This window comes from Chryseobacterium sp. MA9 (assembly GCF_024399315.1).
Taxonomy (GTDB): domain Bacteria; phylum Bacteroidota; class Bacteroidia; order Flavobacteriales; family Weeksellaceae; genus Chryseobacterium.
Map to the genome: position 1 here is coordinate 2872100 of NZ_CP075170.1, position 15015 is coordinate 2887114.

Here is a 15015-nt window from a genome sequence, read left to right on the forward strand (position 1 = left end):
TATCGGTTATCTTTGCATAAAAGAAATTCTCAACATCTATGTTGGAAAAATCAAGCTTTATCAGCCAATTAAAAAATCTCGTTCACGAACCGGAAAATCATATGTATCTTCTGGCAGTAAGCGGAGGAGCAGACTCTATGGTTCTGGCCTCTTTGTTCAGGGATTTAGGGCACGAAATCAAAGGGTCAAAATTCCAGTTTCAGATTGCCCATATCAATTATAAACTTCGCGGTAATGATTCTGATCTGGATCAAAAAACGGTTCAGGACTTTTGTGAGAAAAATCATATAAAATTTCATTTGTATGAAGTCTCGGAAAAGGACCGGAAACCTGAAAACTCTATTCAGCTTTGGGCGAGGGAACTTCGATATACTTTTTTTAAAGAAATTCAGAAAAAGGAAAAACTGGAATTTCTGGTTACCGCTCATCATTTGAATGACCAGTTGGAAACATTTATCATCAACCTTTCCAAAGCTTCCGGCATCAATGGATTGAGTGGAATTCCATCAAATGACAATTATATTCTCAGACCGCTTTTAAATTTTTCAAAAAAAGAAATTTATCAGTTTGCCGAGGACAATACGATTGAATTCCGGGAAGATTTGTCTAATAAAAAAAGTGATTACCTGAGGAATAAGATTAGAAATGAGATTGTTCCGGTGCTGATGACAACCAATGATCATTTTCTGGAAAATTTCAGAAAAAGTTCTTTATATCTGAATCAAACTAAAGATTTTGTCCGGAAACAGATTCAGGAGATAGAAAATCGTATTACAGTATTTAACCAAGGCTATAAAATCTTATCAAAGGAAAAGCTGGATCAGGAAAGCGATTTCGTAAAATTTGAAATTTTAAAAAAATATGGATTCAACCAGGAGGAAGAAATCCCTAAAATTTTTAAGGCTGAAAACAACAGTTCTTTTTTTTCAGAAAAGTATCAGTTGATTGTCAATCGTGATGAGTTGATATTTACTGAGAAAAATGATGAACAGGAAATCAAAGAGGAAATAGTCCTGATCGATCATTTTGATTTTTCCGAAAACCAAATCAACATCAATCTCGTAGATTACATTGAAAGCATTGATGGAATCAATAAAGGATTTGAATGGGATTTTGATGCTGAAAAACTTCATTTCCCACTACGTTTGAGAAAACAAAAAGAGGGTGACGAGTTTTATCCAACCGGTTTTTCCGGGAAAAAGAAAGTTTCTAAGTTTTTTAGGGACGAAAAATTATCTATTTTAGCGAGGCAAAAAATCTGGATACTAACAGACAGCAATTATTCTGTACTTGGGATCATCCCTTTCAGACAGGATAGAAGATATGCAAAGAATGAGAAGACAAAATGGAGTCTCAAAATTTTTAATGAAATGAACAATGAAATTTAGAAATTGGTTTTTATTAATTCTACTATTTTTAGCGACAGGGATTAATGCACAGATAAAAAATCCCGTAAAGTTTAAATTCACCATCAACGACCTTGGAAACAATCAGTACGAAGCTGTATTGAATGCTACCATGGAAAGCGGATGGCATATCTACTCAAAAGATTTACCGGAAGATACCGGAATTCCTACTGAGTATAAAGTTACGGGAAAGAATATTGAACTGATCGGGAAGTTTACAGAAGTAGGCAAAAAACATGAAGAGTTTTCTGAAGCTTTTGGGGGAACAATTGTTTTTTACTCCAATTCAGCTGGATTTAAGCAGAAATTCAAATTAAAAGATCCGACAAAACCTGCGGATGTCACTTCTGAGATTACGTACCAGACCTGTGACGACAGAGTTTGTCTGGCTCCCAATACATTAGAATTCAACCAAAAAGTGACACCAAAAGGTGCAACGGAAGAGGCTGTGACTGAGGAAACTGCAGGTCCTGTAAAAGATTCGGTAAAAACAATTGAGACTGTTACTGAAAATCCAGCAAAAACTGAAGCTGCGATCACAGAAACTTCTAAACTGGATCCTAAACAGCTGAAAATTGAAACTATTGATTTCAAAAAACCGTTGACGGATTGTGGTACAGCTTCTACTAAAGTGGATGAAAACTACTGGACTTATTTATTCCTAGGGTTTATTGGCGGGTTAATCGCTTTGCTTACACCTTGCGTTTTCCCAATGATTCCACTCACCGTTTCATTCTTTACGAAAGGCAGCAAGAACAAAGCTAAAGGAAAAAGAGATGCTCTTATTTATGGGTTTTTCATCCTTCTTATCTTCGTTTTATTAAGTATTCCTTTCCACGTTATCGACGGAATTGCAGGAAATATCTTCAATGAAATTTCTACCAGCGTATGGCTGAATATTGCATTCTTCATCATATTCATTTTCTTTGCCGGAAGTTTCTTCGGATATTATGATATCACTTTACCAAGTTCAATCGCTAATAAATCTTCTAAAGCAGAAGAAGCAGGAGGACTTATTGGTATTTTCTTCATGGCATTGACATTGGTTATTGTTTCTTTCTCTTGTACAGGACCTATTTTAGGAAGTTTACTAGGAAGTGCAGTAACGGGTTCTACCAACGTTCCGATGTTATTGACATTTGCATTGGCAGGATTCGGTCTTGCGTGGGCAATCGTTTTCGGACTTTTAGCTTTATTCCCGCAAGCATTACAAAGTCTTCCGAAATCCGGAGGATGGATGAATACAGTAAAAGTAGTTTTAGGTTTTGTGGAACTGGCTTTAGCCTTGAAATTTTTATCTAAAGCAGATCTTGTTTCTAAAACATTCTTCTTAAAAAGAGAACTTTTCATCGCAATCTGGATCATCGTTGCATTAGGATTGGCATTATATTTATTAGGATTTATCAGATTCCCGCATGATGACAAAAAACCTAAAATCTCCATTACAAGAAAGATATTAGGCGTCTTGGGAATAGGTTTTGTAATCTACTTAATCCAGGGACTAATACCATCTGACCGTCCAAAACTTCAGCTGTTAAGTGGAATTTTACCTCCACTGAATGTAAGCTATTTCCATGATGAAAAGGACGGAATTTTAGGGATGCATCCGGAACACGACTTCTTCAAAGCAATAGAACTGGCAAAAAAAGAAGATAAACCCATCCTTATTGATTTCACCGGATATGGCTGTGAAAACTGTAGAAAAATGGAGGAATTTGTATGGAGTGAACCAGACATTTTGCCTATCCTTCAGAATGATGTAGTATTGGCATCTCTGTATGTGGATGACAAGGAAGAACTTCCAGAGGATCAAAAAACTAAAATTGACCTTGGTGAAGGCCAGATCAAAAAGGTAAAAACAATCGGTGACAGATGGAGCTTGTTCCAGCAGGTTAATTTTAATAATAACTCTCAGCCTCACTATGTTTTGATCACTCCAGACGGAAAAGTAATCAATACTCCTGTTTCAGGATATATGCCAAAAGAGGATTTCAAAAAATTCCTTGAATGCGGGGTGAATTTCTATAAAAAGAATAAATAAATTATTTACATATCATCTAAAAACTCACACTTTATCGTGTGAGTTTTTTATTTTAATGAATTTCGTACACCATAAAACACCAAAAGAAGTATAAATTTAATTATATTTGAATAACTATCACCAATTCAAACACATATGAAACATTATACATTTACTTTTTTGTTCCTAACCTATTCATTATTCACTGCTCAAACTGCTCCGTCCATAGAATGGCAAAAAGCGCTGGGAGGAAGCCAGGGAGAAACAGCCCATTACACCCAGCAAACTTCTGATGGCGGATACATTATGGCCGGAGATTCTTCATCAAACGACGGAGATGTTAGTGGAAACCATGGTGAGGGAGATGGATGGGTCGTAAAAATGGGGGGCAATGGAGATATACAGTGGCAGAAAGCGCTGGGAGGAAGTAATCATGATGCAATCAAATCTATCCGGCAGACTACAGACGGGGGATACATTGCAGCCGGATCTTCCAAATCCAGTGACGGAGATGCTACAGTAAACCATGGGAATTTTGATTTCTGGATAATAAAAATGGATACCAATGGAAATATACAATGGCAGAAATCTTTAGGAGGAAGTAATGTTGATGAAGCTCAATCTATTCAGCAGACTGCCGAAGGAGGATATATTGTAGTCGGAATTTCCAATTCTAATGATGGGGACGTCAGCGGGAACCAGGGAGACCAGGATTATTGGGTAGTAAAATTGGATAACACCGGAAATATACAATGGCAGAAGTCGCTGGGAGGAAGTGACAGCGACCAGGCACTTTCTGTTCAGCAAACTTTTGATGGAGGATATATTATTGCAGGAAATACCGTTTCTACAGACGGGCACATCACCGTAAGCTATGGAAACTACGATTATTGGGTGGTAAAACTTGATAGTTCCGGAAATATGCAATGGCAAAAAACACTGGGTAATATTGGAGATAATATGGGATATTCTGCACAACAGACTTTCGATGGCGGCTATATTGTAGTGGGTACTTCTTATGATCCTTCGAACATTGAAAATGGCCTTCCCGATTATTGGGTAGTAAAGCTAAATAATAACGGAGGTATTCAATGGGATAAATATCTGGGCGGAGGTGCCCACGATAGTGCCATAACAATACGTCAAACTCCTGAATGGGATTATATCGTTGGAGGCTGGACCGCCTCCAACAATGGACAGGTAACCGGAAATCATGGTTATCTGGATTATTGGATCGCAAAACTGGACAGCAATGGAAACCTGAAATGGGGGAAAACCTTGGGAGGCCCAAGCGTTGAATACTTTAGTTCTATTGAGCTAACCAGTGATAATGGCTATATTGTTTCAGGAAACACATTATCTACAAGTGGAGATGTGACGGGAAATCATGGAACAATAGATGCCTGGGTGGTGAAATTAAGTTCTGAACAATTAGGTATCTCAGAAAACCAGAAAATGAACCAGCCTAACCTCTACCCTAATCCGGCAAAAGATTTCTTTTATGTGGATCATCTTCCAAACGAAACTATTATCAGCATTACGGATATGTCAGGAAGAAAACTTTTCTCTCAAAAATATAATGAAGAAAAAATAAAGATCAATATTTCTACATTCTCAGAAGGAATCTACATTGTACAGATAAAAAACAAAGACGAAATCATTCTCTCAAAAAAAATAACGGTCAGCAGATAATTCATTCATCAACAAACACTCAGACATCTAGTAATCAACAATATAAATACATTGTTTAAGCTTAACAAAATAATTATTTTTTATCATTTAAAAACTCACACTTTATCGTGTGAGTTTTTTTATGTAGATCTTCATACAAAGATTATCCTGAAAATTCAAATCAGCAAACCAACAATATCATGGTTATCATTTTTAAAACAAATAGATTAAAAGAGACAGAAATATTTAAAATTCGCATAAAAACAATCAATAGATTCATGAATCTATTGATTATTAACCAAACAAGGCATGCGTTTTGTAAGAATTCTTCAATAAATACAGTTTAACATTTAAAAATTTTTAATCATGGCAGAAGTAATTGCACAAGAAAAACAAGGCAGCAAACAAAAGAAAAAAATGATCAGAGTAGATATGACTCCTATGGTAGATCTGGGATTCCTATTGATTACATTCTTTATGTTCACAACCAATTTTACAAAACCTAATGTAATGGATTTAGGACTACCCGCAAAGGATCCCAATACTCTTCCGACTGATCATGTAATCGGAGATCAAAATCAGGTTACATTTATCCTCGGGAAAGATAACCGTGTATTTTATCATCAGAGCAACCAGAAAGATTTGAATACAGGGAATCTTAAAGAAACTGATTTCAGTGGAATAAAAATTTCAAAAATCATTTCTGAGGCTTATAAAAATGCGCCGGTACCTAAAAACTTCACCGTAATCGTGAAGCCAACGGACGAAGCTAATTACAAAAATTTTGTGGATATGCTGGATAATCTGGCCATTTCCAAAAAGGAACGATATGGCGTAACTGATATCAAACCTTGGGAAACAAAGGTTTACAAGGAATTAACTCAATAAAAGACAAAGAGCATTTTTTAAATGCTCTTTTTTTGTTTAAATTTGAAAGAAGAAATGGATCTTCAGTACGTAACCGGCTGTATTATTTTTAACCTTCTATAATTTTGGAATCATGCTGAACTTTGAAAGAAAAGGAAACGGAAAAGAAACATTGGTACTTCTTCACGGATTTATGGAAAACCTATCCATCTGGAGCGATATGGAGCATCATCTTTCCAAAGATTTCTCTCTGCTCAAAATTGACCTTCCCGGCCACGGGCAGTCTGAAATTCTTGCGGAAGTTCACACCATGGAGCTGATGGCCGAAGAAGTAAAAAAGGTTTTAGACAATCAGCATTTAGAAAAAATTCACCTTTTGGGACATTCTATGGGAGGATATACGTCTCTCGCTTTTGCAGAAAAATACCCCAACTCTCTGAAAAGCTTAACATTATTTTTCTCCACCTATTTTTCGGATGACGAAGAGAAAAAACAGCAGCGCATCAAAAGCTACAGAATCATTAGAGATGCATTTGCCCATTATGCAAGAGCTGGCATTCCCAATTTATTCAATCCCAATGAAAGAGATATACTGGAGGGAAAAATTGAAACAGCTCTTGAAACAGCTCTATCTACCAACAATCTGGGTGCTCTTGCCTGTGTAAAAGGTATGGTAGAAAGAACTGACAAAAAACATATCCTGGAAAATCTGGAAGCTAAAATTCTGATTTTGGCAGGTAAGCATGACAACGCTGTAAAAACAGATATGATGATCAAACATCTTCCGGACAGGACAAATATCAAATCTTATATTCTGGACTGCGGACACAACGGACATTGGGAAAAACCTGGTATCTGTGCCGAAATCATCAATACAGAACTTCTTCACAACCTTCCTAAGAAACTTCTTTTATGACATCAGTTTCCTGATAGGATTAAAGTCGTGTTTAATAAAAAAATCCTGTATATTAGTAGAGAATAATATTCGTAATGGCTTTATTCTCATTCAAAAAAAAGAAACCACCGGCACCACCGGTTATCGGGCTTACACTTTCAGGCGGAGGAATGCGTGGGATTGCTCATATTGCCGTACTGAAAGCTTTGGAAGAATATAATCTGAAACCGCACATTATCTCTGGAACCAGTGCAGGCTCTATTATTGGTGCTTTTTATTCTTTTGGAAAAACACCGGATGAGATGATGGAAATTGTACGCCAGACTTCTTTTTTTTCCCGATCAGCTTTAAAATTATCAAAAAATGGAATCTTTAGCTCCAATTTCATTTTAAAACTGTTCAAAGACTATTTCCCGCAAGATAACTTCAGTATTCTGGAAATCCCCATGTATGTAGCCGCGACTGAAATGACCCACGGTATTGTAGATTTCTTTTCTGAAGGAGAACTTTTCGGCCCGTTGCTGGCTTCTTCCAGCGTACCTTTTATTCTTCCTCCGGTAAGGATAGGTGAGAAAATTTATGTAGATGGAGGTGTGCTGGATAACCTTCCCATTGAACCCATTATGGATAAATGCAATTTCCTTATTGCCTCCCATGTCAACTCGATCAGCTATGATGAATTAAGGAAAATGAGTCTGATGAAAGAATTCGACAGAATCCTTCACTTAGCCATTGCAAAATCTGTGTATTCTAAGGCAAAATACTGTAATATTTTTTTAGATCCGCCTAAGATGACGAAGTACAGCCTTTTCAACAAACGGTATATGGATGAAATGTTTCAGCAGGTGTATGAATATACCTGTGGGGAACTTGAAGAGAAAGGGTTTCGAAAAGTTTTATGAGCTTGAAAATCCCGGAAGTTTATCAAATCAGGACTTTACTTTTACAGGTTAAAAGCCTTCCTCTTTCACTTTATTTTTAAAGGTTTCTATAGTTCCGGATAAAGATTCCAAAGACTTTCCTCCGGCTGCATTGATGTGCCCACCTCCATTGAAATATTTTCTTGAGAACTGGTTTACATCCACATCATCTTTACTTCTGAACGAAATTTTAACAAAATCCTCATACAGGTCTTCCATGAAGAATGCAGACATTTTTACGCCGCCAATACTTAAACCATAGTTTACAAAACCTTCCGTATCTCCTTTCTGGAAGCCTAATTCTTTCAATTCGTTTCGTGTAAGGCTTAAAACAGCTACCGTTCCATCGTTCACCACTTCTATTCTTCCCAGGACCAGAGCAAGCAAATGAAGACGGGAAACTGTATTGGTATCCCAGGTATTGGATGTGATCATCGCCGGATCTGCTCCATTTTCAATCAGGTTGGCAATAATTCTATGTGTAGTGGCACTGGTAGAACGAAAACGGAAACCTCCCGTATCGGTCATAATTCCGGTATAAAGACATTCTGCCATATCCTGATTTACCAGTTTTTCATCATCCATCGCTTCAATGAAATGATAGATCATCTGTGAAGTGGCCGGGATTACGGTATCAGAATAAACAAAATCAAATTTTTCCGGCTGCTGGTGGTGGTCAATAAGAATTTTCTTCCCTTGAGCTTTAACCAGCCAATCTCCCAATAATCCAATTCGCGATGGAGAATTAAAATCCAGGCAGAAAATAACATCTGCTCCTGCAATCATATCAGATGCCAGCTTTCTTTTATATTCCGCAATAATAACTTTTTTAGACTCAGGCATCCATTTCAGAAATTTCGGAAAATCATTAGGCACAATAACTTCTGCATGAATTCCTTTTGCTTTCAGATAATGTTTCAATCCCAAACTTGAACCAATAGCATCTCCATCCGGGTTGTAATGGGTAAGGATAACTATTTTGCTCTCTTGAGTAAGTAATGTATTGATATCTAAAAGTTCTGCTGGTGTAAACATCTGGTGTTTATTTTCGTTAAAATTAAAGTTTTCAAAGATAGAGCTTTTATATAAATCATTTAAATATTATTTTTGCACAGAGAAATGGTATTCTTATCAGGGGTTTGCCATTGTTCAATAAAAAAACATTGCATTTAATTTCAAAAAAAAATAATTAAAGTTTGTAACTTATAAAAATTTATATATCTTTGCAACCTGAAAATTAATAGATTAATTACGATTTAAACATATAGTAATGAGTAAAAGAACATTCCAGCCATCAGAAAGAAAAAGAAGAAACAAACACGGTTTCAGAGAAAGAATGTCTACGCCAAATGGAAGAAGAGTTTTGGCTGCGAGAAGAGCTAAAGGCAGAAAGAGTTTAACTGTAAGTGCTGCACGCGCTAAGAGATAATCTTTTTATTATCATATACAAAACATGCTTGAGAAGTTACTTTTCAGGCATTTTTTGTTGTTAAAATTTACTAAAATTTAGGCTACATCAACATCTTTTTCTATTTTTAAAAGTTGAAATATTTTTGTTAGAAACAGTCTTTAAAATTAAATTATGCCACATACAAATATCTCCGGAGACAATATTATAAGTTTACAAAACGCAAAGATTGCGCAAAAAAACTTTACTGTACTTTCTGATGTAAATCTTAACATTAAAAAAGGTAGATTCTGCTATCTTATCGGAAAAACAGGTTCCGGAAAAAGTTCTCTTCTGAAAACGCTTTACGGACACATTCCATTAGCATCAGGACACGGAGCTGTTGTAGGATTTGACCTGGCAAAGCTAAAACCTTCTGATATTCCTAACTTAAGAAGAAAACTAGGAATTGTATTCCAGGATTTCCAATTACTGTCAGACAGAACGGTTGAAAAAAACTTAAAATTCGTTCTTGAAGCAACAGGCTGGAATGACAAAGTAAAAATAGAAGACCGCATCAATGAGGTTTTGGGAAGCGTGAACATGAAAAGCAAAAAGCACAAAATGCCACACGAGCTTTCCGGAGGTGAACAACAGCGTATTGCTATCGCAAGAGCCCTTCTTAACCACCCGGATCTTATCTTGGCGGATGAGCCTACAGGAAACCTAGATCCTGAAACTTCCAACGAAATTATGACACTATTGAAACAGGTTGCCCTTGAAAATGGCGCTGCAGTAGTAATGGCAACACACGATTACCACATGATTCAAAACTTCCCTGGTGAGGCTATCAGATGTGAAGATGGAAAAGTATCTGTATTGGATACGGCAGAATTGTTTGAATAACAATTTGAAATATTAAAAAGATTTAAAAATTAAGCAATTCAGAGATTGTCAGTCTCTAAAGTTTATTCCTAACTCTTTATTTAAAAATATGAAACTCTTTTGTGAGTTCAAGATATTGGTCCGAGTATTGTCTCGGACTTTTTTCTATAATAAATTCAGATTCATTGATTTCTTTTTCTTGTGATGAGAATTCCAGAATCAGCCTTTTAGCTTTTGAATTCTCAATTCCTTTGATATTAATCTTTCTGTTTAGAAACAGATGATTTTCTTTACCCGTTGAAATAAAAACATCTCCCGCTTCAACAGGAATAATTACAGAAAAAATTCCGTTTTCAGATAATAATTGTGCCGCATTGGCAATTAACTGCCTGAAGTTTAATTCTACCGTCTGGCGTGCAATTTTATCCTTCTCCGATCCTGATTCTTCAAAATAAGGAGGATTGGAAACAACAAGATCAAACCGTTCTTCTGTCTCAAAAGTTTTAAAATCCTGATGTCTGTTTTTCAGTCTTGCATGAAAAAGGGCATTTTCAAAATTAAGCTTAGTAAGCACTGCCGCATCTCCGTTAATATCCAACCCTAAAAAATGAGCCTGTGGATTTCTTTGAGCCAGCATTAAGGAGATCAACCCTGTTCCCGTCCCTACTTCCAAAACCCTGGAAGCACTGTGAATATTAGCTAAAGCGCCAAGCAGAACTCCGTCTGTTCCCACACGGAAGACGTCTTTAGACTGTTCAATTTTAAATTGCTTAAATGTAAAAGGTTTCACTATAAATTGGTAGGCAGTGTAATAATGAATGTAGACCCCTTTCCTACTTCAGATTTTACCGAGATCTCTCCTTTATAATCTTCAATCATCTTTCGTACCATGGATAAGCCCAGCCCCATTCCACTGCTTTTAGAAGTAAAATTCGGTTCAAAGATTCTTTCGTACATATTTTCAGGAATACCTATTCCGTTATCCTGAACAGAAATGATCACTCTTCTCTGGTGCTGTTCCACATCTACATTAATGATCAGTTTTCTTTCATCACTTTCTGCCTGTTTTGCATTGGTAACAAGATTGGTTATAATCCTGGAAAGATAAATTCTATCCATATTGATCATAATATTGGTCTTATTGGCATGCATAAAGATACTATCATCATTGAAGACACGGAGAATATCTTCAACCTCAGTATTCAGATTGATAACCTCATTGTTTTTTTCAGGAAGTTTAGCAAATTCTGAGAAGGCTGAAGCTACCGTTGCAATAAGATCTATCTGATCTACAATCGTTTTACTCATCTGCTTTACCCTCTCTCTGATATTCGGATCTTCCGGATCAAATTTTCTTTCAAAATTCTGAATAGTCAATTTCATCGGAGTCAATGGGTTTTTCACCTCATGAGCAACCTGTTTGGCCATTTCCCTCCAGGCTTCTTCAGATGCCTTGAATCGAAGTCTTTCTTTCTGGTCCTGGATCTGCAGAATCATTCTGTTATAAGCTCTTGCCAAAGCATTAAGCTCATCATTTTTATAATATCTGATAGGACGCATTTCATTTTCAAATAATGTAATACGGGTAATCATATCAGAGAATTTCGTAATTGTTTTCGCAAGACTATTGGACGTCACCCAACTAATCCAGATACTAAACAGAATAAGAAATATATCGACTAGAAGAATGTACTTTACATATTGATGAAGAACTTCCAGGTAAGCAGATTCATTATGATATAAAGGAATATAGACAATTCCGATCGGTTCCAGCTCATTATTTTTCAACAAAAGATACGAAGAAGTAAGTTTAGCATCTTTAGCAGCATCATAATTAATCATATCTACTCTTGCATCAGTAGACAGAATCTTGTTGATGATTTCAATAGGAATCGTTTTCTGTTCAACTAAAGTTTCATCTTTATTGGAAAGTAAATAATTGCCTTTCAGATCGTAAATAAAAATGTCATGCTGATTGATATCCGCTATTTCGAAAATTTTATTCCCCAAAACTTTCGGAAGATCTTTTGTTTCAATAAGTGTCTGGCTTACCGCGTAGTCCAGATATCTCATTACAGCATTCGTCTTATCCTGCATATCGATATTACTTTGCTGCAGAGAGTGATTTCTCAGCACAAAATAAGGTACAAGCGACGTAGCCACAACACTTAAAAAACATACCAGCAGGAAACCGAAAAACATACGGTTCCTTAAGCTATATCCTTTATACTTGTTAATCGACATTCTACTTTTTAATTAACCTAGCAATATACTTACCAATGATATCAAATTCCAGGTTTACTTTATCACCAATTTTTAAATGTTTCATATTGGTAAATTCCCATGTATAAGGAATAATAGCTACAGAAAACTGAGCATCTTCACTTTTTGCAACCGTAAGACTGATCCCGTTTACAGTGATTGATCCCTGAGGTACCGTTACAAAACTTCCGTCATTATCATATTTCATTGTAATAAAATAGCTTCCGTCTTTATTTTCAATCCCCACAACTTCACCGGTTTTATCAACATGTCCCTGAACGATATGCCCATCCAGTCTTCCATCCATCTTCATGCAGCGCTCCAGATTCACAACGGTGCCTAATTCCCATTTTCCAAGATTGGTTTTTTCCAGTGTTTCGTTGATGGCAGTTACCACATATTGATTGTCTTTTATTTCAACAACTGTAAGGCAGCAGCCGTTGTGTGCAAGACTCTGGTCTATTTTTAATTCGTTTGTAAAGGGGCATGTTAGGGTAAAATCTATATTGCTTCCTTTTTCTTCAATCTTCTCAATAACACCAACTGCTTCAATAATTCCTGTGAACATATTATTTTTTGCTAAATTTGTAAATTATAATCTTCAAAGATAATCAAAATGAGCCCAAAAAACCATAAAGTACGAGTAGGAATTTCAATCGGTGATTTCAACGGCATAGGCCCGGAGATCATTATGAAGTCTCTGAAAGACAAAACCATTACAGATTTTTTCACTCCTGTAATTTTTGGTTCGGGAAAATTATTCACTTATCAGAAAAACATTTTTAAGCTGAATCTTAACTTCAACTATATTAACGAGGCTTCGCAGGCTCAGGCAGGGAAACTTAATATGCTTAACCTGACGAAGGAAAACGTTAATGTAGAACTGGGAGTTCCTACGGAAGAGTCTACCAAAATGGCTATTGATTCTTTGGAAGCCGCAACTGAAGCTTTGATGAAAGGAGAGATTGATGTTTTGGTAACCGCTCCTATCAATAAGGATGAAATGGTGAAAATGGGCTTTAAACACGCCGGACATACAGGATACTTCGAAGAGAAATTCAGCAAAAAGGGATTAATGTTCCTAGTAACTGAAGATCTTAAAGTAGCCGTATCTACACACCATATTCCAATTGCACAGGTAGCTGAAAACATTTCCAAGGAAAAAATAAAGAAACAGATCAGAGTTCTGAACCAAACACTTATAGAAGATTTCTGTATTCAAAAACCTAAAATTGCCGTATTGGGACTAAATCCTCATGCCGGTGATGGCGGTGTTATTGGAAATGAAGAAATTGAAATCATCAGCCCGGCAATTAAAGAACTGTCCGACAACGGAACATTGGCATTTGGCCCTTTCCCGGCAGACAGCTTCTTCCAGCCAAGCAAATACAAAAATTTCGATGCGGTTTTAGCAATGTATCATGACCAGGGATTAGCACCTTTCAAAACATTAGCATATGAAGAAGGTGTGAATTACACAGCAGGACTTCCTTTTATCAGAACTTCTCCGGATCACGGCGTTGCTTATGATATTGCAGGAAAAAATATTGCTGATGAGCAGAGTTTTACGGAAGCAATATTCACAGCTATTAAAATTTTCAAGAACAGAAGTGAATACAGCGAACTTATGAACGACCGCATGCAGCCTAGAAAAATGGTTGTAGACAACGGAATAGATGAGGATCTACCGGAGGAAACTGAAGGATAAATCTTTAAAACAAATTTTAAATTAATTTGTTTCAGATTTTATTTGTTATTATAAAAAAAATGCATATTTTTGCACACTCATTTTATGGACAAGTTAAGAAACTATGACGTAAGCTTTTCCGGACTAAAAAACGGAAAACACGAGTTCAAGTTTGAGATAGATAAAACGTTCTTTCAATTATTTGACACTGAGCAGGAATTTACAAATCCTAGAATAGAAGTGAATGTATCACTTGATAAACACACTACTTTTTTAGAATTTGAGATTAAAATTAATGGATTGGTTGAGTTGGTTTGTGATATTACAAACGAAGATTTTGACTATCCTATTGAGAATGAAATCAAGATTTTAGTGAATTTCGGGGAAGAATATGATGACAGCAATGAAGATGTTATTACCATTCCTACTGCAGAGCATGCTTTCAATGTAGCACATTTGATTTATGAAAATGTAATGCTTTCTATCCCTATGAAAAAGATTTCACCGAATATAAATGATGAAGATCTTGAAATTCTTGACCAGTTCAGTCCGAAAGAGATTGAGGAAACAGAAGAGGAAGAACATGAAAGTGATCCTAGATGGGATGCTTTAAGAAAGTTAAGAGACAATAATTAAATAGAATAATTTAAATATGATGAGATGATGAATCTCATCGCTCATCAATTAAAAAAGTTATTAGAAAATGGCACATCCAAAGAGAAGACAGTCGTCGACAAGAAGAGATAAGAGAAGAACTCACTACAAAGCTGTAGTTCCTCAATTAGCTAAAGATGCAACAACAGGAGAGCTTCACCTATACCACAGAGCTCACTGGCATGAAGGAAAACTTTACTACAGAGGTAAAGTAGTATTGGAAAAAGAAGTAGCTGCTACTGAAGAAAACTAAGAGTTGCTTTTCATTGAAAAAGCCTCGTTTTAATACAAAAACCGCCCAATTTTGATAAAATTTGGCGGTTTTTTGTTGTTTTTTACGTTTTTTTGGTATCTTTGACCC

General features: G+C 36.1%; 15 protein-coding genes. 11 read left to right on the plus strand and 4 right to left on the minus strand.

Annotated features, from left to right (window positions below; all coding sequences use genetic code 11):
* The first annotated feature begins 38 nt into the window (after nt 1–38).
* From tilS to KIK00_RS13095, 6 genes are all read left to right on the plus strand, one after another.
* Nucleotides 39–1388 (plus strand): tRNA lysidine(34) synthetase TilS, encoded by a 1350-nt coding sequence (gene tilS, locus KIK00_RS13070; protein WP_255812826.1) that lies wholly within the window; start codon nt 39–41, stop codon nt 1386–1388.
* On the plus strand, nt 1378–3447 hold the full coding sequence (locus tag KIK00_RS13075; RefSeq protein ID WP_255812827.1) for a thioredoxin family protein: 2070 nt from the start codon (nt 1378–1380) through the stop codon (nt 3445–3447). Before tilS ends, KIK00_RS13075 begins: the two co-directional genes overlap by 11 nt.
* 135 nt (nt 3448–3582) lie before the next feature.
* Nucleotides 3583–5118: a T9SS type A sorting domain-containing protein gene (locus KIK00_RS13080; protein ID WP_255812828.1), complete on the plus strand. Its 1536-nt coding sequence runs from the start codon at nt 3583–3585 to the stop codon at nt 5116–5118.
* A 345-nt stretch (nt 5119–5463) separates the two neighbouring features.
* Entirely contained in the window at nt 5464–5985 is a 522-nt protein-coding gene (locus KIK00_RS13085; RefSeq protein ID WP_255812830.1) for a biopolymer transporter ExbD, read from the plus strand.
* Between the two features lie 112 nt (nt 5986–6097).
* Nucleotides 6098–6880 (plus strand): alpha/beta fold hydrolase, encoded by a 783-nt coding sequence (locus KIK00_RS13090; protein ID WP_255812831.1) that lies wholly within the window; start codon nt 6098–6100, stop codon nt 6878–6880.
* Nucleotides 6881–6954: 74 nt separating this feature from the next.
* Nucleotides 6955–7761, plus strand: coding sequence for a patatin-like phospholipase family protein (locus KIK00_RS13095; protein WP_255812832.1), 807 nt, complete (start codon nt 6955–6957; stop codon nt 7759–7761).
* Nucleotides 7762–7809: 48 nt separating this feature from the next.
* Here KIK00_RS13095 and KIK00_RS13100 read toward each other — a convergent pair whose 3' ends face one another.
* Nucleotides 7810–8814 carry a bifunctional oligoribonuclease/PAP phosphatase NrnA gene (locus KIK00_RS13100; RefSeq protein WP_255812833.1) on the minus strand — a complete coding sequence of 335 codons (1005 nt, stop codon included), beginning with the start codon at nt 8812–8814 and terminating at the stop codon, nt 7810–7812.
* Nucleotides 8815–9049: 235 nt separating this feature from the next.
* Between KIK00_RS13100 and rpmH the strand changes: the two genes are divergently transcribed.
* Both rpmH and KIK00_RS13110 read left to right on the plus strand, forming a co-directional pair.
* A complete protein-coding gene (gene rpmH / locus KIK00_RS13105; RefSeq protein WP_039365072.1) occupies nt 9050–9208 on the plus strand; it encodes a 50S ribosomal protein L34 in 159 nt (52 codons plus the stop codon).
* Between the two features lie 153 nt (nt 9209–9361).
* Nucleotides 9362–10072, plus strand: coding sequence for a cell division ATP-binding protein FtsE (locus KIK00_RS13110; RefSeq protein ID WP_047373550.1), 711 nt, complete (start codon nt 9362–9364; stop codon nt 10070–10072).
* 76 nt (nt 10073–10148) lie between these two features.
* Here the strand turns inward: KIK00_RS13110 and KIK00_RS13115 are convergent, their stop codons facing one another.
* From KIK00_RS13115 to KIK00_RS13125, 3 genes are read right to left on the minus strand one after another with little or no spacing between them, the layout of a single operon-like run.
* The gene (locus KIK00_RS13115) at nt 10149–10841 is read right to left on the minus strand and encodes a tRNA1(Val) (adenine(37)-N6)-methyltransferase (RefSeq protein ID WP_255812836.1); all 693 of its coding nucleotides are present in this window, start codon (nt 10839–10841) and stop codon (nt 10149–10151) included.
* Nucleotides 10841–12295, minus strand: coding sequence for a HAMP domain-containing sensor histidine kinase (locus KIK00_RS13120; protein WP_255812838.1), 1455 nt, complete (start codon nt 12293–12295; stop codon nt 10841–10843). The genes KIK00_RS13115 and KIK00_RS13120 overlap by 1 nt, the downstream gene beginning before the upstream one ends.
* Before the next feature lies 1 nt (nt 12296).
* The gene (locus KIK00_RS13125; protein ID WP_047425023.1) at nt 12297–12881 is read right to left on the minus strand and encodes a riboflavin synthase; all 585 of its coding nucleotides are present in this window, start codon (nt 12879–12881) and stop codon (nt 12297–12299) included.
* A 48-nt stretch (nt 12882–12929) separates the two neighbouring features.
* Between KIK00_RS13125 and pdxA the strand changes: the two genes are divergently transcribed.
* The 3 genes from pdxA (at nt 12930) to rpmF (ending at nt 14907) form a co-directional block, all read left to right on the plus strand.
* Nucleotides 12930–14021 carry a 4-hydroxythreonine-4-phosphate dehydrogenase PdxA gene (pdxA, locus tag KIK00_RS13130; protein WP_255812840.1) on the plus strand — a complete coding sequence of 364 codons (1092 nt, stop codon included), beginning with the start codon at nt 12930–12932 and terminating at the stop codon, nt 14019–14021.
* 84 nt (nt 14022–14105) lie between these two features.
* Nucleotides 14106–14636 (plus strand): DUF177 domain-containing protein, encoded by a 531-nt coding sequence (locus KIK00_RS13135; RefSeq protein ID WP_255812841.1) that lies wholly within the window; start codon nt 14106–14108, stop codon nt 14634–14636.
* A gap of 67 nt (nt 14637–14703) precedes the next feature.
* Nucleotides 14704–14907 (plus strand): 50S ribosomal protein L32, encoded by a 204-nt coding sequence (rpmF, locus tag KIK00_RS13140; protein WP_002976251.1) that lies wholly within the window; start codon nt 14704–14706, stop codon nt 14905–14907.
* Nucleotides 14908–15015 lie beyond the last annotated feature (108 nt).